Annotated in this window: 21 protein-coding genes; 3 read left to right on the top strand and 18 right to left on the bottom strand. The window is 65.3% G+C overall.

The genetic code is table 11. The annotated features are described in order from the left end of the window. Positions 1 to 32: 32 nt before the first annotated feature. The gene (locus K8M09_RS12910; RefSeq protein WP_160786363.1) at positions 33 to 725 is read right to left on the bottom strand and encodes a GntR family transcriptional regulator; all 693 of its coding nucleotides are present in this window, start codon (positions 723 to 725) and stop codon (positions 33 to 35) included. 117 nt (positions 726 to 842) lie between these two features. Between K8M09_RS12910 and K8M09_RS12915 the strand changes: the two genes are divergently transcribed. Next, on the top strand, positions 843 to 1,682 hold the full coding sequence (locus K8M09_RS12915; protein ID WP_160786364.1) for a fumarylacetoacetate hydrolase family protein: 840 nt from the start codon (positions 843 to 845) through the stop codon (positions 1,680 to 1,682). 59 nt (positions 1,683 to 1,741) lie between these two features. Here the strand turns inward: K8M09_RS12915 and K8M09_RS12920 are convergent, their stop codons facing one another. The 4 genes from K8M09_RS12920 to K8M09_RS12935 form a co-directional block, all read right to left on the bottom strand. After that, positions 1,742 to 1,903, bottom strand: a complete 162-nt coding sequence (locus K8M09_RS12920; protein WP_170299502.1) for a hypothetical protein — start codon at positions 1,901 to 1,903, stop codon at positions 1,742 to 1,744. Positions 1,904 to 2,015: 112 nt separating this feature from the next. After that, entirely contained in the window at positions 2,016 to 2,654 is a 639-nt protein-coding gene (locus tag K8M09_RS12925) for a hypothetical protein (protein WP_160786365.1), read from the bottom strand. 81 nt (positions 2,655 to 2,735) lie between these two features. Beyond that, positions 2,736 to 3,782 (bottom strand): CatB-related O-acetyltransferase, encoded by a 1,047-nt coding sequence (locus K8M09_RS23725; RefSeq protein ID WP_324256113.1) that lies wholly within the window; start codon positions 3,780 to 3,782, stop codon positions 2,736 to 2,738. Positions 3,783 to 3,902: 120 nt separating this feature from the next. Continuing rightward, on the bottom strand, positions 3,903 to 4,592 hold the full coding sequence (locus K8M09_RS12935; RefSeq protein WP_160786366.1) for a helix-turn-helix transcriptional regulator: 690 nt from the start codon (positions 4,590 to 4,592) through the stop codon (positions 3,903 to 3,905). Positions 4,593 to 4,678: 86 nt separating this feature from the next. Here K8M09_RS12935 and K8M09_RS12940 point away from each other — a divergent pair, with 86 nt between their 5' ends. After that, positions 4,679 to 5,101, top strand: coding sequence for a GFA family protein (locus K8M09_RS12940; protein WP_160786367.1), 423 nt, complete (start codon positions 4,679 to 4,681; stop codon positions 5,099 to 5,101). A gap of 166 nt (positions 5,102 to 5,267) precedes the next feature. Beyond that, positions 5,268 to 7,142 carry a HAMP domain-containing methyl-accepting chemotaxis protein gene (locus tag K8M09_RS12945; RefSeq protein WP_160786368.1) on the top strand — a complete coding sequence of 625 codons (1,875 nt, stop codon included), beginning with the start codon at positions 5,268 to 5,270 and terminating at the stop codon, positions 7,140 to 7,142. 89 nt (positions 7,143 to 7,231) lie between these two features. Here the strand turns inward: K8M09_RS12945 and K8M09_RS12950 are convergent, their stop codons facing one another. The 13 genes from K8M09_RS12950 to tauA form a co-directional block, all read right to left on the bottom strand. Beyond that, positions 7,232 to 8,854 carry a 5-guanidino-2-oxopentanoate decarboxylase gene (locus K8M09_RS12950; protein WP_160786369.1) on the bottom strand — a complete coding sequence of 541 codons (1,623 nt, stop codon included), beginning with the start codon at positions 8,852 to 8,854 and terminating at the stop codon, positions 7,232 to 7,234. A gap of 157 nt (positions 8,855 to 9,011) precedes the next feature. Next, positions 9,012 to 9,659 (bottom strand): amino acid ABC transporter permease, encoded by a 648-nt coding sequence (locus tag K8M09_RS12955; RefSeq protein ID WP_160786370.1) that lies wholly within the window; start codon positions 9,657 to 9,659, stop codon positions 9,012 to 9,014. Next, complete coding sequence (locus K8M09_RS12960; protein WP_160786371.1) at positions 9,656 to 10,324, bottom strand: amino acid ABC transporter permease; 669 nt, start codon at positions 10,322 to 10,324, stop codon at positions 9,656 to 9,658. The genes K8M09_RS12955 and K8M09_RS12960 overlap by 4 nt, the downstream gene beginning before the upstream one ends. Positions 10,325 to 10,361: 37 nt before the next feature. Beyond that, complete coding sequence (locus K8M09_RS12965; protein ID WP_160786372.1) at positions 10,362 to 11,159, bottom strand: transporter substrate-binding domain-containing protein; 798 nt, start codon at positions 11,157 to 11,159, stop codon at positions 10,362 to 10,364. A gap of 221 nt (positions 11,160 to 11,380) precedes the next feature. After that, entirely contained in the window at positions 11,381 to 12,238 is an 858-nt protein-coding gene (locus K8M09_RS12970) for a LysR family transcriptional regulator (protein WP_160786373.1), read from the bottom strand. Between the two features lie 307 nt (positions 12,239 to 12,545). Further along, a complete protein-coding gene (gene pta / locus K8M09_RS12975; protein WP_160786374.1) occupies positions 12,546 to 13,544 on the bottom strand; it encodes a phosphate acetyltransferase in 999 nt (332 codons plus the stop codon). Further along, on the bottom strand, positions 13,544 to 14,581 hold the full coding sequence (locus K8M09_RS12980; protein WP_160786375.1) for a YeiH family protein: 1,038 nt from the start codon (positions 14,579 to 14,581) through the stop codon (positions 13,544 to 13,546). The genes pta and K8M09_RS12980 overlap by 1 nt, the downstream gene beginning before the upstream one ends. Positions 14,582 to 14,651: 70 nt before the next feature. Then, a complete protein-coding gene (xsc, locus tag K8M09_RS12985) occupies positions 14,652 to 16,427 on the bottom strand; it encodes a sulfoacetaldehyde acetyltransferase (protein WP_160786376.1) in 1,776 nt (591 codons plus the stop codon). Positions 16,428 to 16,465: 38 nt separating this feature from the next. Next, a complete protein-coding gene (locus tag K8M09_RS12990) occupies positions 16,466 to 17,866 on the bottom strand; it encodes an NAD(P)/FAD-dependent oxidoreductase (protein WP_160786377.1) in 1,401 nt (466 codons plus the stop codon). Positions 17,867 to 17,882: 16 nt separating this feature from the next. Then, on the bottom strand, positions 17,883 to 18,263 hold the full coding sequence (locus tag K8M09_RS12995) for a nuclear transport factor 2 family protein (RefSeq protein WP_206366677.1): 381 nt from the start codon (positions 18,261 to 18,263) through the stop codon (positions 17,883 to 17,885). A 107-nt stretch (positions 18,264 to 18,370) separates the two neighbouring features. Continuing rightward, entirely contained in the window at positions 18,371 to 19,198 is an 828-nt protein-coding gene (locus K8M09_RS13000; RefSeq protein WP_160786379.1) for an ABC transporter permease subunit, read from the bottom strand. Beyond that, complete coding sequence (locus K8M09_RS13005) at positions 19,191 to 20,003, bottom strand: taurine ABC transporter ATP-binding protein (protein WP_160786380.1); 813 nt, start codon at positions 20,001 to 20,003, stop codon at positions 19,191 to 19,193. The genes K8M09_RS13000 and K8M09_RS13005 overlap by 8 nt, the downstream gene beginning before the upstream one ends. 150 nt (positions 20,004 to 20,153) lie before the next feature. Further along, positions 20,154 to 21,170, bottom strand: coding sequence for a taurine ABC transporter substrate-binding protein (tauA, locus tag K8M09_RS13010; RefSeq protein WP_160786381.1), 1,017 nt, complete (start codon positions 21,168 to 21,170; stop codon positions 20,154 to 20,156). Positions 21,171 to 21,257: the final 87 nt, after the last annotated feature.

Here is a 21,257-nt window from a genome sequence, read left to right on the forward strand (position 1 = left end):
GCAGAACACTGTTCAAGGAAACGGCGGCCCCTCTATGCGGGGCCGCCGTTTTCGTTTGCGAAGAAAGCTTCCAGCGCGGCGGCCGTTCGGCCATAATGCGCGCGCAGCAGCGCCGCCGCGCCTTCAGCGTCGCGCGCCAGCGCATGCTCCATGATCTGGCGATGCTCGCCCTCCACATCCCGCGCGCCGCCCGAAAGGCTCACCGACAGACGCCGGTAGCGATCCGCGCGGGAAAACAGCCTTTCGCAGATATCCAGAAGAATGGGCGACCCACAGGCCGAAACCAGCGCCGCATGGAAGGCCGCGTGCCGCGCCTCCCAATCCTCCCGCATCACGGAGGGAATATCCTCGCGCGCCTGCGGAATGCGCGTCATCAGGTGGTGGGCGGCGACCACCCGCGCCTCCCAGTCGGCATCCCCCTTCGTCACGGACAGGCGCAGCGCCTCGCCCTCGCAGAGCTGCCGCGCCGCCGTGATATCGCGCAGCTCCTCAAGGGAAAGGCTTGCGACGCTGTAGCCGCGGTGATCGTCCAGAACCGTAAAACCTTCCGCCGTCAGCCGCGCCAGCGCCTCGCGCACCGGGGTCACACTCATGCCGCACAGCGCCTGCAGGTCGGCGAAGCGCAGCCGGTCGCCCGCCTTGAAGGTTCCCGAGCGGATCGTCTGGCGGATCGCCGTGTAGGCGTCGGCCGCAAGCGTCTTTCCCCCTGCCCGCTTCTGCTCCATCGGCTTCACCTATTTTATAAGATATGGAAGATTTTCGAAAATCATTGACTCGATGTAAAACCGGATGGAAGCTGCGCGCAACAGAAATCGGCGATGCCGGCAACAATGGAGGACAGGATGAAACTTGTGCGCTTTGGCGCGGCGGGCGCGGAAAAGCCCGGACTGATCGACGCGGACGGCAAGGTGCGCGATCTTTCCGGCGTGGTGCCGGACATTGCCGGCGACGTGCTCGGCCGCAAGGGCCGCGCGCGCCTTGCCGCCATCGATCCCGCCAGCCTGCCGCTCGCCCCGGAAGGCAGTCGTTTCGGCGCCTGCGTCGGCCGCGTCGGCAATTTCATCGCCGTCGGCCTCAACTATGCCGACCACGCCGCCGAAAGCGGCATGGCGGTTCCCTCCGAGCCGGTGCTTTTCAACAAGGCCCCCTCCTGCATCGTCGGCCCCGACGATACGGTGCTCATTCCGCGCGGTTCGGAAAAGACCGACTGGGAGGTGGAGCTTGCCGTCGTCATCGGCGAGCGCGCCTCCTACGTCTCGGAGGCGGATGCGCTGGATTATGTCGCCGGCTACTGCGTCTGCAACGACGTGTCGGAACGCGCCTACCAGATCGAGCGCGGAGGCCAGTGGACCAAGGGCAAGGGCTGCCCGACCTTCGGCCCCATCGGCCCCTGGCTGGTTACGACGGACGAGGTGGACACCGGCGACCTCGCCATGAAGCTCAGCGTCAACGGCGAACTGGTGCAGAACGGCTCATCGAGCACCATGGTCTTCAAGGTGCCCTTCCTCATCCACTACATCTCCCAGTTCATGATTCTCGAGCCCGGCGACGTCATCACGACCGGCACCCCGCCCGGCGTCGGCATGGGCATGAAGCCGCCGCGTTACCTGAAGCCCGGCGACCGGATGGAAGTCTCCATCGCCGGCCTCGGCGTGCAGCGGCAGGCCGTGGCGGCAGGCTGAGGATCGTCAATCGCCCGAAAAGCGAGAGGGGCCTCGAAGGCCCCTCTTTCGTTCAGCGCTCAGTGGACGGTCGCAGGCGATGCTTCGCCCTCAAGGATGCGGAAAGCCTCATCCAGCGCGGCCACCAGAATGTCCGTCAGCTCGTCCGCGTCGTTTTCGAGAAGGTAGAGAGCGACCGTTGCATTGTCCGGATCGCTGTAGCGCTCGAGGTCGTTCGACATGTCATTGTCCCTTTCCAGCCGGCACCATCCCGGTAAAGGAAAGCTTAGGGACGAAGGCTTGCGTCTGGCTTGTGCCGGAAAGACACAGCGCGCGCAAGGCAAAAAGCATGCGTTAACCGCACCAGGATCGATGCCGCCCGGTCCAGGGTTTCGCAAAGCCCTCGCGCACCAGCCGGGGGCCGATGGACTGCCCGTCGCGCAGCACGAGATGCGGCGAGGCTCCCGCCTTTGCGGCAGCGCTGTCCTTCGCCGCGACGAGCGTGATATCGCCCTCGTTCAGGATTTCGCGCAGCCGCAGCTTGGCGTCGCCGCCGCGCGAGCGCTCGGCTTCGCAGCGCGCGCCGGATATCGACGGCGCATCGATATCCGCAAGCCGCACCTTGCGACCGGCATAGAGGATCGTGCTACCGTCGAGCACGCAATAATCGGTCTGCGTCGTGCAGATGAACCACTTGCCCGAAAAGGCCGGCAGCTTTTCCGGCGCGGGCAGCGCCTGCTCGACCCGCGCGGCGGGCTTCGGCTTAGGCCGCACCGCCGCCGCATCGCGCTCGGCCTTCGCCTCCCGGCGCTCGATGGAAGCCGTGCGGATGCCCGTGGCCGCGCTCTCCGGCCCCGGCGTCCGGTGATCCATATAGAGGACGCCGCCGATAATGGCCGCGCCCAGCACATACCAGTGCGCCATGCCACCCCGCCGGGCCGAACCGCGCTTCGCGCCGCCGCTCTTCTTCCGTCTCGCCGTCTTCTTCGCCATCACCGGTCTCCTGCCCGGGACAGTGCAGCGATCTCTTGAATATATGGTTACCGGCCCCCGGGGAGCGCCACCGATGAGCCTTCAGCCGCGAAGGGATGCCTTGAAAAGCGAGAGCGCAAGATCGATGCGCTTCGGCTTCCAGCGCGCAATCTCGCCCGCCGCTTCCTTCTCGACCAGTTCGGTCACGATCCGCTTCGGATCCGACCAGTGGGGAGGCAGGTCGATGTAGTTGAAATCCCACCATCTCGTCTCCAGCAGGAGATCGACCAGACCGGCATCGAAACGCTTGCGGATGGGCTTTGCCGGCACGCCCCCGACAATCGTGTAGGGCGGCACATCCTTCGTGACCACCGACCGCGCCGCCACGACCGCCCCGTCGCCGATCGTCACGCCCTGCGCGATCAGAACGCCCTCCCCGATCCACACATCGTTTCCGATCGTGACCGGCGCATCGTTGATGCTGTACGGTTCCGGCAGAAAGCCGCGACCGTAATCATCGCGGGCGATATCCACGAAATCCTGGTGGTAGGTGAACGGATGTGTCGTGAGCCGCTCCATCGGATGGCTGTCTCCCATGAGCTGGAGATTGCCGGCGATGCTGCAATACCGCCCGATGGAGAGATTGCCGCGGACAGGCCCGACGACATAGCTATAGGCGCCCATCTCGATGAAGGAGCGGAATGGCAGCGTCACGTAAGGCTCGACGAAGACCGGCGCCATGAACGGGATGAATTCGCCCGGCGCATAGACATTGTCATGTTGCCCGCCAACGCGCAGATAGATGCGATTGCGCTTGAGAAACGCCGTGCAGCCCTCCGTCCAGGCAAAGCCCGTCGGATAGTTCAGCCCGGTCTTCTCCAGAATATGCACCAGCCCCGGCCGCCAGCCCAGCGCCGCGGGCAGGACCGGCCCTTCGTACCGGCTGTCCGATACGCGGCTGAGCACGGAGGTCGGTTGCCGGTCGCCGTTCATCAGCACGATGGCATCGTCGTGCCGCAACCAGAACGTCTCGTTATGATGCCGGTGATTGAGGACAAGGCCCCCTTCGTCCAGCACCAGGGCGTCGGCGATCGGGCCGCCGGAACTGCTGAACCGCCAGAGATGGTCGCCAGGATCGTCGTCATGCACCAAGATGAACTGCCTTCAGGATCGCGCGTATCGCCACTCCCGGCACCGTGTCGCGGGTAGGTTGCGTGAGGCTGACCCGCAGGAGAGCCGTGGGGGCCTCATGAAGACCCGGATGCCCGGTCAGGGAAGCGGTATGGCGTTGCGCGCCTTCCAGTCCCGCAGCAGGTCGCGCCGGGAGGATGGATAGGTCGAATCCGTCGGCGATATGCGCTGCAGGCGGTCCGTCCGGAAATGGCGATAGTCCTGCCGGGCCTCGCACCAAGCCGCGACGATGCGGACCGCATCCATATAGGCGATGAAAATCGGCCAGATGACCCGTTCGCTCACCGCGCCCTGCGCATCGACATAGGTGATGGCGACCTTCCGCCGGTCGCGAATGGCATGGCGCAGCTCCGCAAGGTCGATGGTCTCGACCGGCTGCCGCGTCATGCTGACAGGTTTCAGGCCCGCATCGAGCACGATCGGCCGCAACGCCGCAGGCACGACCGCGGTCAATTTGACGATCAGGTCGCGCGCACCTTGCGCCAGTTGGGCATCGCCCCGCGCCGCCACCCAGCTTGCGCCGAGAACGGCGGCCTCGAGTTCGTCCGGCGTCAGCATCAGCGGAGGCAGGTCATATCCCTTGTCGAGGACATAGCCGGTGCCGGCCTCGCCGCGCACGGGCACGCGCTGGGCCATCAGTTCCGCGATATCGCGGTAGAGGGTGCGCAGCGAAACCTCAAGCTCGCCCGCCAGTTCGCGGCCGGTCATCGCCCGCCGCGCGCCGCGCAATGTCTGGATGATGCGGAAAAGCCGCTCGGTTCGCCTCATGACCTCGCCTCCTGCCATGCTGCTGCCATAACGGTGGCAGCAGGCCTGTGACAAGAGGCAGGCTCCACCAGCAAGGAGAGATTGCCATGAATCGCGAAGGAGGGTGCGCCTGCGGCGCCATCCGCTTTACCACCGGGGCCGCGCCGCTCGGCACGGGCGCCTGCCACTGCACCAACTGCCAGAAATTCTCGGGCGGCGGGCCGAACTACGTCGCGCTTCTGCCGAAGGGCGCGCTCAGCGTCGCGCGTGGCGCGCCAAAACTGTTCTGCGACCGGGGAGACAGCGGCGGCGCGGTGCAGCGCGCCTTCTGCCCCGATTGCGGAACCCCGCTCTGGAGCATCCCCGAGAGCGCGCCCTTCATGACCGTCAAGGTCGGGGCCTTCGACGACAGCGCGGATCTGGGGCCCATGCTCCACATCTATTGCGTATCGGCGCCCGCCTGGCATCCCATTCCCGAGGGGATGGCACGGTTCGATAAAATGCCGCCGCCGCATACAGCGCCGGCCTGATCGCTCGGCCCGGGCGGACGGTACATCCGCCCGCCCGCCACAGCGTCTGGGCGGCCCCCACGAAATGAACACAACCCTTAATTATATATTTCTAATTTTAATCGGTACTTAAATAAAATCCTCTTACCCTCGTCCTGTCCAGATCTCCAGAACGGCAGGCCTCTCCATGCAGATATCGACGAAACTCGGTGCAGTGACGCTCTTCCTGACGCTGCTGCTCGCCGGCGCCATCTCCTCGACCTACCTGGTCCTCAACACCATGTCCGCCTCGATGAACACGATTGTCATCGACCGGCTGATCCCCGCCGCGCATCTGAAGAAGGTGGGCGATCTCTACGCGGTGAACATCGTCGATACGGCCCACAAGGTGCGGAGCGGCGCGCTCTCCTGGGAAGAAGGGCACCGGCTGAACACGGAGGCGGTGGCGACGATCCAAAAGCTCTGGAGCGATTATACCGCAACCTACCTTACCGATGAGGAGCGCGCGCTCGCCAGCCAGATGACCGCCGAGATGCAGAAGCAGGCCGACAGCATCGGCCAACTGCTGGCCATCATGAAGGCGCAGGACAAGGCCGCGCTCGACACCTATGTGGAAACGCGGCTCTACCCCACCATCGACCCGATCGGGACCTATGTGGCGTCGCTGATCGACCTGCAGACCCGCGTCGGCGAAGAGGAATTCGCCAAGGCGAGCGCCAGCAAGCAGTTCAACCTCGTTTTGCTCGCGGTCTTCGGTATCGTCGCACTCGCCGTCTCGGCCCTCTCCTTCTGGATCATCATCGCCGGTGTCTCGCGCCCGCTGACCGCCATCACGACGATCATGCAGTCGCTTGCCGGTGGCATGACGGATTTCACGGTGCCGTTCCGCACCCGCAAGGACGAGATCGGCAGCATTGCCGGCGCGGTGGAGATATTCCGCCAGTCGGCCATCGAAAAGCGCATGCTGGAAAAGGAAGCCGAAGCTGCCCGCCTTCAGGCCGAAGCCGACCGGGTACGCCTGCAGGAAGAGGCGGAGGCGGCCGCGCAGCAGCGCCTGCGGGAGGCGACCTCCGGGCTGGCCGGGGGCCTGCGCCGGCTCGCGGCCGGCGACCTGACCTTCCAGCTCACCGAACCCTTCGCACCGGATTTCGAGGAATTGCGCAACGACCTCAATGCCGCGGTCGACCAGCTCGGCGAGGCGCTACGCGCCGTCGCCCAGTCCGTCGACGAGATGGACACCGGGACGCGCGAAATCAGCACCGGGGCCGATTCCCTCTCCAGGCGCACGGAACAACAGGCGGCATCGCTTGAGCAGACCGCCGCCGCGCTGGACGAGATTACCGCCAATGTGACGAACTCGACGCGCCGGGCCGAGGAAGCCCGCGCCGTAGCGGCGGAAGCGAACGGCGCGGCGACCCATTCCGGCGGGGTCGTCGCGGACGCCGTCAACGCCATGCAGCGGATCGAGCAATCCTCGCAACAGATTTCCAGCATCATCGGCGTCATCGACGAAATCGCCTTCCAGACCAACCTGCTCGCCCTCAATGCGGGCGTGGAAGCAGCACGCGCCGGGGAAGCCGGCAAGGGCTTCGCCGTCGTGGCGCAGGAGGTGCGCGAGCTTGCCCAGCGTTCGGCGCAGGCGGCGAAGGAAATCAAGGGACTGATCCGCAACTCGGAGGCAGAGGTGAAGAGCGGCGTGACGCTGGTCAGCGAGACCGGCGATGCGCTGCAGGCAATCGGCAGCCATGTGGCGACGATCAACCAGCATATGGAGGCCATCGCCGTCTCGGCCCGCGAGCAGTCCGTTGGACTTTCGGAAATCAACACCGCCGTCAACCAGATGGACCAGACAACCCAGCAGAACGCGGCCATGGTGGAGGAAACCAACGCCGCCTCCGCCACGCTTGTCGCGCAAGCCGAGAAGCTGCGCAGCCTGATCGGCCGCTTCACCCTCGGCCATCAGGCCCGCCAGGCGCAGCCCGCCCCGCAGCGCATGGGTCTAAGCCGACCGCGCATCGCCGGCAACACGGCGCTGAAGGCGGAGAGCTGGGAAGAATTCTGATAACAAAGCGCCCTCCTCAGGAGCGCACGGCCTCCGCTTCGACAGCGGAGGCCAGATCAGGAAGGCTCGCCTCTCAAAATCGATGGATCCTATGCCGCAAGCGACTCGGCGAACGGCGAACCGGCACGAATCTCGATAACGGTCGGCACCTTGCGGATGACCGACGCCTTCAGTTCGCTTTCGAACTCCGCAAGCGACGCCGGGCGCGAGGCTTCGCAGCCGAGTGCCCTGGCAAGGCCGAGGAAATCGGGCGTGAAGATATCCACGCCGATCTGCGGAATGTCCCGCTCGGCCATGAAGGTCTTGATCTCGCCATAGCTGCTATTGTTCCAGATGATGACGGCCACCGCGATGCCCGCCTCCACGGCACTTGCAAGCTCCTGCACCGAGAATTGCAGCCCACCATCGCCGATCAGGCAGACGGAGGGGCGGTCCGGCGCGCCCAGCTTGGCACCGAAGGCAGCAGGCAAGCCATAACCGAGCGTGCCGTAGCCGGTGGAGGAATTGAAGAACGAGCGCACCTGCGGCGCCTGGTAGATCTGGTTCACCGCATAGACCGGCTCGGTCTGGTCGCCTGCGACGATCGCATCGGGCAGCGCTCTGGCGACGATCTCCATCAGCTTGCCATGCGTGCGGCAGGCCGGCCAGAGACCGGCGGCCACCGCCTCGCGCACGGCTCGGGCGCGCGCTGCGCCATCGCCGGCCTTGCGGGTTTCGCTGAGCGCGGCAAGAAGGCTCGCGGCGGCGAGCGTCGCATCGGCGACAATCGGCACATCGGCGCGAAGCCCGGTGACGATCTGCGCCGGGTCGATGTCGATGCGGATGAGCGGGCCACCGAAGGAAAGCGGCTTCGGCTCGGGATACATCTCCGTCTCGCCGAATTCGGTGCCGATGGCGAGGATGGCGTCGCTGGCGGCAAGTGCGTCGAGCAGCGGTGGCATGCCGAGATTGCCGGTCATGGTCAGCGCATGGCCGGGCTTGAGGATACCGCGGCCGTTGATGGTCATGAAGACGAGGGCATCGAGCCTTTCGGCGATGGCGGTGATCTCCGCGGCGGCATCGGCAGCGCCGCCGCCGGCGACGATCATCGGGCGCTTCGCTCCCTTGAGGATCGTTGCGGCCCTCGCGATGGCGGCGGGATCGGCCGCGGCGCGGCACGGCAGCGGCCAGGCATCGGTGGAGAGATGCTGCGCCTCGGCAACGATGATGTCGAGCGGGATTTCGATATGGACGGGGCGCGGGCGCGCCGAATTGAACACGGTGAAGGCGCGCGCCATCACCTCGGGAAGCTGGGCAGGATCGAGCAGCGTGTGGCTGAAGGCCGCGACGCCGGCGACGAGGTTGCGTTGGGCGGGCAGCTCGTGCAGGCGGCCCTGCCCCATGGCGAGTTGATCACGGGAATTGACCGCCGAGATGACCAGCATCGGCACCGAATCCGCATAGGCCTGCCCCATGGCGGTGGCGATATTGGTCATGCCGGGGCCGGTGACGATGAAGCAGACACCCGGCTTGCCGGTCACGCGCGCATAGCCATCGGCCATGAAGCCCGCGCCCTGCTCATGGCGCGGCGTGACGTGGCGAATCTTCGTGGCCGGCAGGCCGCGGTAAAGCTCGACCGTATGGACGCCGGGAATGCCGAAGATGAGTTCGACACCATAGGATTCCAGAAGGCGGACAAGGTATTCGCCGGTGGTAAGACGGGTATCTGGCATGGTTCATCGCCTCTCAGCGCCCGCAGGGGCGCAAAGCCTGTGTTTCGTTCAGTGGTATCGGCCGCCCTCTAGCCATGAAAACGGCACGGCATCGTCGTCCGTTTCACCTGGGCCCGGTTGGCCATTCGTGTTGTCTCTCCTTCAAGCCGAACGCCAATCAGCGAAAGGCGGTCTTTCCCTCGAGCATCCGCGCATATTGCGTGAGCGGGTAGCAGAGGAGGAAAAAGATAACCGCAACAAGGCCATAGACCTTGAAGGGCTCGAAGGTGGCATTGTTGATCGCGTTCGCCGTCTTCAGCAGTTCCTCGAAGCCGAGGATGGAGGCGAGCGCCGTGCTCTTGATAAGCTGCACCAGGAAGCCGACGACGGGTGCGCGCGTAATGCGGAAGGCCTGCGGCAGGATGACGAGACGCAGCTCCTGCAGCCGGTGCAGGCCGAGGCTCGCCGCAGCCTCCGATTGCCCGCGCGGCAGCGCCTCGACACCGGCGCGCCAGATTTCGGCGAGATAGGCGCTGGCATAGAAGGTCAGCCCGCAGACGGCGGCGGTCCACGGCTCGATACGCAGCCCGAGCATCGGCAGCCCGAAGAACATCAGGAAGAGCTGCATGAGCAGCGGCGTGCCCTGGAAGAGCGCGATATAGCCCGCGCCGAAGCGCCGTGCCCACCGCGCCACAGAAATGCGCGCAAAGAGAATCGCAACGCCCACGACCGCCCCGCCGACGAACGCCGCCACGGATAGCAGCACCGTCCAGCGCGTGGCGAACAGCAGGTTGCGCAGGATATCCCAGAAGGTGAACTCGATCATTTTACGCCGGCTCCCAGCATGCGCTGCCCGAACAGGATCATTCCACGGCGAACCGCGGCCGACAGGGCGAGATAGATGAGGGTCACGACCAGATAGGTTTCGAAGGAGCGGAACGTGCGCGCCTGGAGCAGGTCGGCCTCCTGGGCGAGTTCCCGCACCGAGATCTGCGAGACGACGGCCGATTCCAGCATCATGATGATGATCTGGCTGGTCAGCGCGGGGTAGATGATGGCCAGCGCCTGCGGGAGGACGACCTTGAGGAAGGCGAGTCTCGGCCGCATGCCGAGCGCCGTCGCCGCTTCCCTCTGCCCCTTGGGGACGGCATCGAGACCGGCACCCACCACTTCGATCGTATAGGCGGCCATGTTGAGGGTCATGGCGAGGATCGCCGCGACCATCGGATCCAGCCGCACGCCGATGCTCGGCAGGCCGAAGAAGATGAAGAAGAGCTGCACGAGGAAGGGCGTGTTGCGGATGACTTCCACATAGACGCCCACCAGTTTGCGCAGCCACGGATAGCGTCCCCGGCGCGCGGCGGCGCCGAGAATGCTGATCGTCAGGCCGAAAACCGTGGTGCAGGCAATCAGCAACAGCGTCATCGCCGCACCCGAAGCCAAGGCCCCCAGGCTGCCCCAGAGCCAGGTGAAATCCAGAGCGTATTTCATGGCGACCTCTCCAAGCCGATGGGTGCGAAAGGCCGCGTCAGTCCTTCAGGTTCTCGGGGTTGAGCGGCGTCTTGAGCCATTCCTTGGAGCTTGCATCGAGCGTGCCGTCGCTGACCATCTTGGCGATGGCGTCGTCGACCGCCTTCTTCAGCCCCTCTTCGCCCTTGCGCACTGCGATATGCGACGGCGAGGTCAGAAGCTGGAACTTCTGCTCGGGCTTCAACTGGTCCTGGCGGGCGAGCACCTGCGCGCCGACATCGTTGCCGACGACCATCAACTGGGTCTGGCCCGAGATGAAGGCCTGGATGACGGCATTGTAGTTCTCGAACCGCTGGATCGTGGCCGATGCGGGGGCAGCCTCGGTCAGCGAGGTGTCCTCGAGCGTGCCGCGATTGACGGCGATCGTCTTGTCGGCGAGGTCTTCCTTGCCGGCAACCTTGAGATCGGCAGGGCCGATGACCGCGATGTAGTAGGGCGCGTAGGCCGCAGCGAAATCGATCGCTTCCGCGCGCTCCTTGGAGTAGCCGACGCTCATCAGGATATCGACGCGGTCGTCGTTGAGATAGGCGATGCGGTTCTGGCCGGTGATCCCGACGAGATTGAGCTTCACGCCGAGGGCGTCGGCGATCTTCTGCGCCACATCCACGTCATAGCCCTTGATGCTCATATCCGCGCTGGCGGAGGAGAACGGCGGGAAGTCGGAGAAGATACCGACATCGAGCGTTCCCGCGCTCTTGATATCCTCCAGCGCGTCCGCCGAGGCAGCGCCGGCGAAGATACCGACGGCGGCAACCGCAACGGTGAGCACGGATGTCAGTTTGCGTGTGATGTTCATGGCTTTCCTCCCTTTTGAGCCTGTCACCGCGCCCGCAGGCCCGGTACGGCGTAAAAAGCACCCTCCCCGGTGCCGTTCTGTCGCTGCATCATTGGCGGCGATGGCGGAACGCGGAAGCCCGAAAATCTGGAGGCGTATATAAGGATTCGTGATAGTGGGCTGCGGCCCCCGGCACGGCAGGGCACCTGGAACCATCCGGCCCCACAGGTTGGCACGCCGCGTCAGGCAGGCAGCATGGCGGCATGGCGCGTAATGAAGTCAACGAGATAGCGGGCGCCTTCCGCCATGTCCGGCTGGTTGTAGAGGCCGATCTCGATGCGCACCGGCCCCGGCAGATCGGACGATTTGTCCAGCGTCCGGCACCCTTCCGGCTGTGTGTTGGCGATCATCGGCGCAATACCGACACCGACGCGCACGGCCGCCGCCACGGCGACAAGCGTCGACGCGACGCAGGCCGTTTTCCACTTGATGCCCCGTTGAGACAGGGCGCCCGTCACCGGAATCGTCCAGGGACACCCCTCGTCGAACATGATGATCGGCAACGGTTCTCCCGCATCGACGACGAAGTCGGACCGGACGGTCCACATCATGTACTCGGTCCAGACCAGCGCCGGCTTTCGCGACAGGCAGGTCACGTCGCACACCGCCAGATCGAGCAGGCCGTCATTGAAAAGCGCGGCAAGCCGGCGATTCGGCTCGATGATGATATCGATCTCGATATCCGGGTTCTGGTCGCGGAAATTGCGCAGGATCCGGATGAGATGGCCCGCAGCGAAATCCTCGACGACGCCAAGGCGGATGCGGTCCCGGATGGTTTTTCCGCTCAGCCTCTTGCCCGCCTCATCGCCGAGCCGGACAATCTCACGGGCATAGGGCAGCATGATCTGCCCCTGCGCGGTGAGCGAAAGCCCCTTCTGCGACCGAGAAAACAACCTGACGCCGACAAGATCCTCCAGCTTGCGAAGCTGCATGCTGACGGCCGCCTGCGTCCGGTTGAGCGTCGCTGCGGCACCGCTGACGGTGCCTATTTCAGCAACGGCCAGAAACGCTCTGAGCAGGTAGGGATCGAGATCAAGCATTCAGACTCGGTTTCATGACGGGGTTGGTTACGGGCTGAGCGATGCTGCGCGCACCGCAACGCAAGATCGCCGCACCATAGCAAATACGGTGCAGCGAATGGCCAGAATAATGAAGCTTCCGGAACGGTGTGTCCAAATTCCGAAAAATCGCAGCGAGCTATGGGGATTGTGAGGGGACCGTAGCGACATACACCGCCGCGTTAGCCCACGACGAGGTCTTCATAGGAGACGGCTGATGTTCAACGGTTTTCTGCTCCGCCCGCGCCGCAATCGTCACGCTCCGGCTGCAATCAACGGATTCTGCCCCCTAGGCACTACCGGCCTGGACCACCGTAACGGCGATCATGTGGAAGACGTCGTCGGCGCTGCAACCACGGGACAGGTCGTTGGCCGGCTTTGCGAGTCCCTGCAGGATCGGGCCGATCGCCGTTGCACCGCCGATGCGCTGGGCGATCTTGTAGCCGATATTGGCCGCGTCGAGATTGGGGAAAATGAAGACATTCGCGGCCCCGTGTAGCACGGACTGCGGCGCCTTGGCCGTGCTGACGGCCTCCACGAAGGCGCTGTCGAACTGCAATTCGCCGTCGATGACGAGGCCGGGTTCCGTAGCCCGGGCGAGCCGCGTCGCCTCCACCACCTTGGAGACCCGCTCATGCGCGGCGCTGCCCGCCGTCGAGAAGGAGAGCATGGCCACCTTCGCCGGTATGCCGGACAGCGCCTCGTAGGAGCGCGCGGAGCTGACCGCGATATCGGCAAGACCCGCCGCGTCGGGATCGACCACGAGGCCGCAGTCGGAAAAGAGGTAGAGGCCCTTCTTCACGTGATGCGGCGCGCAGAGCATCATCAGGAAGAAGCTGGACACGAGGCCGACGCCGGGTGCGCGGCCGATCGTCTGAAGCGCGGCGCGAACCGTGTCGGCGGTCGTCGCCACCGCCCCGCCGATCGTGCCGTCCGCCTCGCCCTCACGCACCATCATGGCGGCGAAGACGAGCGGGGAGCGCAGCGCCTCCGCCGCCATCGCCGCATCGACGCCCTTGCCGGCGCGAAGCGCGTGATAGGCTTGCACAAGGCGCGGGGCGAGCGCCGAGGAAGCGGGGTCCTCGATGCGCACAGCGCCGGGCGAAGCGCCCGCCGCGGCAAGGCGCGCCTCGACGGTCGATCGGTTGCCGACCAGAACGATCTCGGCAAGACCTTCACGCAGGGCGCGGACCGCCCCCTCGACGATGCGCGGATCCTCGCCTTCGGCAAGGACAATGCGACGCGGCGCGGCTTTCGCGGCTTCAAGGATACGGTCGAGCGGTTTCATCAGGCGTGCCCCAGATAGTGGATGCCGACGAGGATGAAGGCGGCGATGAAGAGGGTTTCGGCGACGATGAGCGCCACCGCGTCTCCCCCGACATCGAGCACGCGGCGCAGCGATGTGCGCATGCCGACCGCGACGATCCCGGCGAGCAGCGCCCAGCGCGAGGCTTCCGAACCCGCCTTCGCCACCGCCTCCGGAATCACTCCGAAGGAATTGAGGGCGGCAAGAACGAGGAAGGCGACCACGAAGCCCGGCAGCAGCGGCGGGCGTTTGCCCGTCTCGCCCTCGCCCTGCGGCACATTGCGCAGCACGACGGAATAGGTGAGCACGACCGGCGCCAGCATGGTGACGCGGATGAGCTTGACCAGCGTCGCGGTCTCGCCCGCCTCCGGCGAAACGGAAAAGCCCGCGCCGACGACCTGCGCCACGTCATGGATGGTGCCGCCGAAGAAGATGCCCGTGGCCCGCGCGTCCAGCCCCATGCTCTGTGCGAGGATCGGATAGGCGATCATGGCGAGGGTGGACAGCACCGTGACCGACAGCACGGTGAAGATGAGGTTACGCTCGGAGAATTCATTTTTCGGCAGCACGGCGGCGATCGCCATGGCGGCCGATGCGCCGCAGATGGCGACGGAACCGCTGGTCAGCAGCGCCAGCCGCCAGCCGCGCCCGAGCAGCTTGGCGGCCAGGAGGCCGAAGCCGATGGTCGCGACGATCGCCGAGACCAGCAGCAGGATGGTGCTCGCGCCGAGCCCGATCAGGAGATCGACGCTGATGCGCATGCCGAGCAGCGCGACGCCGACGCGCAGCACCTTCTTCGAACAGAAATCGATGCCGGCGACGCACCGCCCCTCCTCCGAGAGGAAATGGAAGGCGATGCCGAGCAGCAGCGCCATCAGCATGGCCGGCGCGCCGTAATGATCGGAAAGGAACTGGGCGGCGACGGCCACCGCGGCGGTGACGGCAAATCCCGGCCAGTATTTGGAAAATCCCGAGGGCATGCCCCGGAAACGGTCTTGGACGGAGGCGGCAAGGCTCATGAGGTCGTTCCGTTCGCTGGCGTGAGACCTGTCCCGCCCGGCGGGGCCGGGCGGGACATTGCGATGGGCGTCAGGCCCGCGTCTGCGGACGCATGTCGGCGCGGTCGATGCCGGCGACCGGCACAGGCTTCTTCATGGCGTCGCGGCGGAAGGGTTCGCCCAGTTCCTGGTTGAGGATGACTTCCACGAAGGTCGTGACGCCGTTCATCTGGTCCTCGATCGCTTTCGCAAGCACCTCGGTCAGCGCCGCCGGGCTATCGACGGCGACGCCCTTCAGGCCGCAGCCTTCCGCCACCTTGGCGTAGCTGAGATTGGGGTTCAGCTCCGTGCCGACGAAGTTGTTGGCGTACCAGAGCGTCGTGTTGCGCTTTTCCGCGCCCCACTGGTAGTTGCGGAAGATCACCATGGTGATCGCCGGCCAGCCTTGACGGCCGATGGACCCCATCTCGTTCATCGAGATACCGAAGGCGCCGTCGCCGGCAAAGCCGACCACCGGCACGTCCGGGCAACCGATCTTCGCGCCGACGATCGAGGGGAAGCCGTAGCCGCAGGGGCCGAACATGCCGGGCGCCAGATATTTGCGGCCGTGCTCGAAGGTCGGATAGGCGTTGCCGATGGCGCAGTTGTTGCCGATATCGGTCGAGACGATGGCTTCCTTCGGCAGAGCCGCCTGGATCGCACGCCAGGCCTGGCGCGGCGACATGCGGTCCGGCTCGCGGTTACGGGCGCCTTCGTTCCATTCCGTGCCCGGATCGTCGTCCTCGTGATCCATCGAGGAAAGCTGCTGCTGCCAGGCCGAACGGGTCTGGTGGATCGTCGCCTTGCGCTCCTCGCGGCCGGCATTACCTGCCGAAGGCGAAAGCTGCTCAAGTATCTGCCGGGCGACCTGTTTGGCGTCGCCGCAGATACCGACACCGACCTTCTTGGTAAGGCCGATGCGGTCGGCATTGATGTCGACCTGGATGATCGCGGCGTTCTTCGGCCAGTAGTCGATGCCGTAGCCCGGCAGCGTCGAGAACGGATTGAGACGGGTGCCGAGCGCCAGCACGACGTCGGCCTTGGAGATCAACTCCATCGCCGCCTTCGAGCCATTATAGCCGAGCGGGCCGACCGACAGGCGATGGCTGCCCGGGAAAGCATCATTGTGCTGGTAGCCGCAGCAGACCGGCGCATCAAGCCGTTCGGCCAGCGCCATGGATTCACCGATGGCGCCGCCGATGACGACGCCTGCGCCGTTGAGGATGACCGGGAACTTCGCCTCGGAGAGAAGCTTGGCCGCCTCCGTGATCGCCTGCGGGCCACCGGCCGGGCGCTCGAAGCGCACGATAGCCGGCAGGTCGACGTCGATCACCTGGGTCCAGTAGTCGCGCGGGATGTTGATCTGCGCCGGGGCGCAGCCGCGCCATGCCTTCTCGATGACCCGGTTCAGCACTTCGGGAATGCGCGAGGGGTCACGCACCTCCTCCTGGTAGCACACCATTTCCTCGAACATCGCCATCTGGTCGACTTCCTGGAAGCCGCCCTGGCCGATGGTCTTGTTGGCCGCCTGGGGCGTGACCATCAGGAGCGGCGTATGGTTCCAGTAGGCGGTCTTGATAGCGGTGATGAAGCCCGTCACGCCGGGGCCGTTCTGGCCGATGGCGATGGACATGGTGCCCGTCGCGCGGCTGAAGCCGTCGGCCATGATGCCCGCATTGGTCTCGTGGGCGCAGTCCCAGAACTTGATGCCGGCCTTCGGAAACAGGTCCGACACCGGCATCATGGCCGAGCCGATAATGCCGAAGGCATGTTCAAGGCCATGCATCTGGAGAACTTTGACGAAGGCTTCCTCGGTGGTCATTTTCATGGCGGGTTCCTTTCCTTGGGGGAATTGATTTCAATGGGTTAGAGGATTTCGTCGCGCAGGTAGTACCAGCGGTACATGCCCCACTGGCCAAGCCGCCGGAACGGCGTCAGCAGTCCGTGGCTCGGCAGGGGGGAGGTGAAGATGGGCAGGTCGAGGCCGCCGCCCTTGCCGGCGACCATCTGGGCCATGCGGCGGCCCGCCTGGGCCGAATACATGACGCCGTTGCCGCCATAGCCCAAGGCGTAGAAGAGCTTCTGCGACGGGTCCGGCTGGAAGATGCGCGGCATCATGTCGTGGCTGACATCCACCCAGCCCCACCAGGAGTAGTCGATCTCGATGCCGCGCAGGATCGGGAACTTGCGGTAAAGCCCTTCCAGCAGCAGGTTGAGGTGCTTGGGATTGGCGGCGTCGCGTCCGGTGATGGCGCTGCGGCTGCCGATCTGCACGCGTCCGTCCGGCAGCATGCGGTAGTAGTGCCGCAGCGTGCGTGTATCGGTGAGCGGAATGCGCGCCCTGAAGTTCAGCGCCTCCCGCTCGCCGTCCGTCAGCGGCCGCGTCACGACCGAGTTGGACAGGATCGGCATCAGGCGATGCTTCGTCAGCGTGTTCATGCCGGGCGAGGTATAGCCGGCCGTGGCGATGCAGACCGCGCGGGCGCGCACCGTGCCGCCGGGCGTGCGCAGATAGTGCATGCCGCCCCTGGCCGTGCAGTCGAGCACGGGGCTTGCCGTATGCACCTTCGCGCCGAGCTTGCGGGCAAGACGCAGGTAGCCGAAGGCGAGCTTGGCGGCGTGGATGCCCATGCCGTCGGGTTCGTACATCGCGCCGCGCGCCTCCGAGTCGCGCACGAAATCACGGTGGATTTCGTCGCGCGAGACCATGCGGGCGCGATAACCGAAGGTCTCGTTCAGCACGCGCACCTCGCTTTGGAGGTTCGGCAGCACCTTGTCGCGGTGGGCAATGTAGAGATGGCCTCCGTCCTGCGGGTCGCAGTCGATCTCCGGCTCGCGGACCAGCGCGCGAAACAGGTCGAAGCCCTCGGATACTTCCGCATGCATCTTGCGCGCGATATCGACGCCCCAGCGGGCGATCCATTGCGAGCGCTTCAGCCGGCCGGCGGAAATCTGCGCCTGCCCGCCATTGCGGGTGCTGCACCCCCAAGCGACGCCGTTGGCCTCCAGCACCGTCGCCTTGATGCCGTGCTCGCGCGCCAGATGGATGGCGCAGGAAAGGCCGGTATAGCCCGAGCCGATGATGGCGACATCGACATCCATGTCGGCGGTGATGGGGCCGTCGTCCTCCGGTTCCGGGCCGGCGGTGCCGATCCAGTAGGTCGGGGCATAGTCCTTGCCCGTGCCGGGGATGTGGTCGTGGTTGGGGTCGTAGGCCGGATCGAAGGGCTGCCGTTCGGCCTTCAGGGGAGTGGCGTGCAGTTGCATGGCGTTGCTCCGGCCATCAGTAGCGGGGTTGCAGGACCGGGCGGTTCTTGCGGAACGCCTGCTTGCGCACGATCTTGCCGCCCTTGAAGGTGAAGAGGTCGCAGCCTTCCGCCTCGATACGGCTGCCGTCGGCGGCCGTGCCGGAGAAGGTCCATTCGGAAACGCCGCGATCGCCGCTGGCGAAGTGGCTGTGGTTGCCCCATTCGGCATCCGGCATCGCCTTCCACACGCCGCTGAAGGCATCGGCGATGGCCTGCCGTCCCTCGAAGCGGACGCCGTAGACCTCGGGACCGCCGACCGCGTTGAAGACGCAGTCCTCGGCGAAGAAATGCATGATCCCGTCGATATCGTGCCGGTTGAAGGCGTCGAACAGGGATTTCAGGTCGGTTGCGGTCAAAGTCATCGTCATGTCCTCTGGCGTATCGGAAGGCATGGCTCTGCCGGGGACGGCAATCCGCCGTCCTCATGGGCCGCCATGGCCGGGGTCGAATGGGAGTGGAGGGGCTAGATGCGCCCCTTCCAGGGGATCAGCACCTTTTCGAGGTAGCGGATCAGAAGGTCGAAGGCGAAAGCGAAGATGCCGATGATGAGGATGCCCATGATCACGGTATCGCTTTCGAGGTTTTCGGCCGCGTTGAGCACCATGAAACCGAGACCGCGGTTGGCCGCCACCATTTCGGCCGCCACCAGGGTCGTCCAGCCGACACCGATGCCGATGCGCATGCCGGTGAAGATTTCCGGCAGCGCGGCTTTCATGATCACCTGGCTGATGACCTGTCCGCGGGTCGCGCCCATGGCGTAGGCGGCGTGGATCTGCTCCGTCGAGACCGAGCGCACCCCGGCCCTTGCCGCGATCGCCATCGGTGCGAAGATCGCCAGGAAGATGAGGAACACCTTCGGGAATTCGCCGATGCCGAGCCAGATGATGACCAGCGGCAGGTAGGCGAGCGGCGGCAGCGGGCGGTAGAATTCGATGATCGGATCGAACAGGCCGCGCACGAAGCGGTTGACGCCCATCAGGATACCGATCGGCACCGCCGTCACCAGCGCCAGCGTGAAGGCGCCGAAGACGCGGGCAAGGCTGGCGAACGTGTGCTGCACGAGCGTGGAATTCGAGACGCCCTCGGTCAGCGCCAGCACGAACTTGTCCCAGACTGCCAGCGGCGAAGGCAGGAACAGCGGCTTGACCCAGCCCGATTCCGTGACGAGGAACCAGAGCGCGATGAGCACGGCGGCCGTCGTGAAGCTGATCAGTCCGCTGGCGCCGTCGCCGGGAGCGCCGAAGATCTTGCCCGCCTTGGCGGGCTTGGCACGGGTCACACGGTCAAGCATGGGCCACCTCCGGATTGCCGGACGCTCGCTCGTCGCCATAGATGATGCCCAGCACTTCCTCGCGCATGCGGATGAATTCGGGGCTGGACTTGATGGCGCGGGCATTGCCCTCCGCGAGGAACCGGCGGTTGAAGTCGAGTTCGTAGGTATGGGTGATGCGCCCGGGGCGCGGCGACATGACGATCAGCCGCGAGCCGAGGAAAAGCGCTTCTTCCACGCTATGCGTGATGAAGAAGAACATCTTGTTGGTGAGCTGCCAGACCTTGAGCAGCAGTTCCTGGATGGTTTCACGCGTCAGCGCGTCGAGCGCGGCCATCGGCTCGTCCATCAGCAGCATGGCAGGGTCGCAGGTCAGCGCCCGGGCGATGCCCACACGCTGCTGCATGCCACCCGAAAGATGGTAGATCATGTGGCGGTGGAAATCCTGAAGGCCGACGAGGGCGAGGTTTTTGGTCGCCAACTCCCGGCGCTTGGCCTTGTCGACGCCGCGCAGCTTGAGGCCGAATTCAGTGTTCTCGATGACGTTCAGCCACGGCAGGAGCGCGTGCTTCTGGAACACCACGCCGCGCTCGGCGCCCGGACCGTTGACCCGGTGATTGCCGAGCGAGATATCGCCGTCCGACGGCGCCATGAAGCCCGCCATCAGGTTGAGCAGCGTCGTCTTCCCACAGCCCGACGCCCCGAGTGCGACGACGAAATCGCCGCTGTTGATGGTGAGATTGACACCCTTGAGGGCAACCACCGCCTGATCCGAATAGAGGCCCGGATAGGTTAGACTGATATTCCTGACGCTAAGCGTTTCCATGCGATATGCCTCCCTGCACCTCGGTCACGGTCGTATGGATCTTCATGCAATCCGGACGCGGAACCGCGCAAGGCGGATCGCCGGAACTGCTCTTTGCGATGAAGGTGGCACCGGCCGGCCGAAGCGGCCGGTGCAAGAGCGGCGGGTGCGTTACTTCGCAGCCGCCTTTGCGAAATCGGCGTTCACGAAGGGCGCGTAATCATCGAGCGCGTTGCCGATCTGCTTCTGTTCGACGAGGAACTTGGCGCTTTCGTTGAGCGCGCGCACCGCACCGCCGCCAAGCCAGGTGTCGGATGCCTGTTCGTCCGCATTGGGGAAGGCCAGCAGTCCCAACGCCTCAACCGTACTCGGGCCGTCGCCGCCGATCAGCTTGACGATGCCCTTGACCGGCTCGGAGTCCGCCGTCCATGCCGCTTTGTTGGCATTGTAGTCGGCATAGGACTGGGCCAGAACCTTGGTGAAGGCTTCCATGAACTTCGGGTTCTCCGCAGCCCAGGCCTTGTCGACCACCAGGCCGTCGAAGGTGGGTACGCTCGCCGCGCCGATGATCTCGCTGTCGGAAATCGTCTTGCCGGTCTTCTGGATTTCCGACAGGGCCGGCGGCCAGACATAGGCGGCGTCGATGTCGCCGCGCTGCCAGGCAGCGACGATCTGCGGCGGCTTCAGGTTGAGAATCTCGACTTCCTTCGGATCGACCTTCCACACCTGGTTCAACCCGACGAGCAGGTGGAAATGCGAGGTCGAGACGAAGGGCACCGCGACTTTCTTGCCCTTGAGGTCTTCCGGCTTCTCGATGCCCGAACCGTCACGGGCGACCAGCGCCTCGGACTTGCCGATATTGTCGAGGATCCAGAAAAGCTGCAGGTCGACGCCACGCGTGGCAGCGGCGGCCGTGCCGGTGGAGCCGATCACGCCGATCGGCACGTCGCCCGAGGCAAGCGCCGTCGTGATGTCGCCGGCCGAAGAGAACTGGCGCCAGTCGATGGCGTAGCCCGCTTCCTTGGCGGCGGCATCGAAGCGGCCGTCAGCGATGGCGGCGACGAACGGGCCGACGATCTGCTGGTAGCCGACGACGAGCCGGGTCTCCGCATAAGCGAAGCCCGATGCAAAAAGCCCCGCCACGATGGTCGTCGTGGCCGCCAGGCCATGGATTGTCCTGAAACGCATGCTCTTCCTCCTCTTGGTGATCCCCGCCAGCTCTTGCCGGTCTTGTGGGAGTAGAGATAAAGCGGGTATCTCTCTTGCGTTATATCC

The sequence above is a fragment of the Shinella zoogloeoides genome, from assembly GCF_020883495.1.
GTDB classification, from domain to species: domain Bacteria; phylum Pseudomonadota; class Alphaproteobacteria; order Rhizobiales; family Rhizobiaceae; genus Shinella; species Shinella zoogloeoides.

What these genes read in the sequence shown, in the direction of transcription:
- K8M09_RS12910 (WP_160786363.1), bottom strand. Translation starts at nt 725, where the DNA reads ATGGAGCAGAAGCGGGCAGGGGGAAAGACGCTTGCGGCCGACGCCTAC.
- K8M09_RS12915 (WP_160786364.1), top strand. Translation starts at nt 843, where the DNA reads ATGAAACTTGTGCGCTTTGGCGCGGCGGGCGCGGAAAAGCCCGGACTG.
- K8M09_RS12920 (WP_170299502.1), bottom strand. Translation starts at nt 1,903, where the DNA reads ATGTCGAACGACCTCGAGCGCTACAGCGATCCGGACAATGCAACGGTC.
- K8M09_RS12925 (WP_160786365.1), bottom strand. Translation starts at nt 2,654, where the DNA reads ATGGCGAAGAAGACGGCGAGACGGAAGAAGAGCGGCGGCGCGAAGCGC.
- K8M09_RS12935 (WP_160786366.1), bottom strand. Translation starts at nt 4,592, where the DNA reads ATGAGGCGAACCGAGCGGCTTTTCCGCATCATCCAGACATTGCGCGGC.
- K8M09_RS12940 (WP_160786367.1), top strand. Translation starts at nt 4,679, where the DNA reads ATGAATCGCGAAGGAGGGTGCGCCTGCGGCGCCATCCGCTTTACCACC.
- K8M09_RS12945 (WP_160786368.1), top strand. Translation starts at nt 5,268, where the DNA reads ATGCAGATATCGACGAAACTCGGTGCAGTGACGCTCTTCCTGACGCTG.
- K8M09_RS12950 (WP_160786369.1), bottom strand. Translation starts at nt 8,854, where the DNA reads ATGCCAGATACCCGTCTTACCACCGGCGAATACCTTGTCCGCCTTCTG.
- K8M09_RS12955 (WP_160786370.1), bottom strand. Translation starts at nt 9,659, where the DNA reads ATGATCGAGTTCACCTTCTGGGATATCCTGCGCAACCTGCTGTTCGCC.
- K8M09_RS12960 (WP_160786371.1), bottom strand. Translation starts at nt 10,324, where the DNA reads ATGAAATACGCTCTGGATTTCACCTGGCTCTGGGGCAGCCTGGGGGCC.
- K8M09_RS12965 (WP_160786372.1), bottom strand. Translation starts at nt 11,159, where the DNA reads ATGAACATCACACGCAAACTGACATCCGTGCTCACCGTTGCGGTTGCC.
- K8M09_RS12970 (WP_160786373.1), bottom strand. Translation starts at nt 12,238, where the DNA reads ATGCTTGATCTCGATCCCTACCTGCTCAGAGCGTTTCTGGCCGTTGCT.
- pta (WP_160786374.1), bottom strand. Translation starts at nt 13,544, where the DNA reads ATGAAACCGCTCGACCGTATCCTTGAAGCCGCGAAAGCCGCGCCGCGT.
- K8M09_RS12980 (WP_160786375.1), bottom strand. Translation starts at nt 14,581, where the DNA reads ATGAGCCTTGCCGCCTCCGTCCAAGACCGTTTCCGGGGCATGCCCTCG.
- xsc (WP_160786376.1), bottom strand. Translation starts at nt 16,427, where the DNA reads ATGAAAATGACCACCGAGGAAGCCTTCGTCAAAGTTCTCCAGATGCAT.
- K8M09_RS12990 (WP_160786377.1), bottom strand. Translation starts at nt 17,866, where the DNA reads ATGCAACTGCACGCCACTCCCCTGAAGGCCGAACGGCAGCCCTTCGAT.
- K8M09_RS13000 (WP_160786379.1), bottom strand. Translation starts at nt 19,198, where the DNA reads ATGCTTGACCGTGTGACCCGTGCCAAGCCCGCCAAGGCGGGCAAGATC.
- K8M09_RS13005 (WP_160786380.1), bottom strand. Translation starts at nt 20,003, where the DNA reads ATGGAAACGCTTAGCGTCAGGAATATCAGTCTAACCTATCCGGGCCTC.
- tauA (WP_160786381.1), bottom strand. Translation starts at nt 21,170, where the DNA reads ATGCGTTTCAGGACAATCCATGGCCTGGCGGCCACGACGACCATCGTG.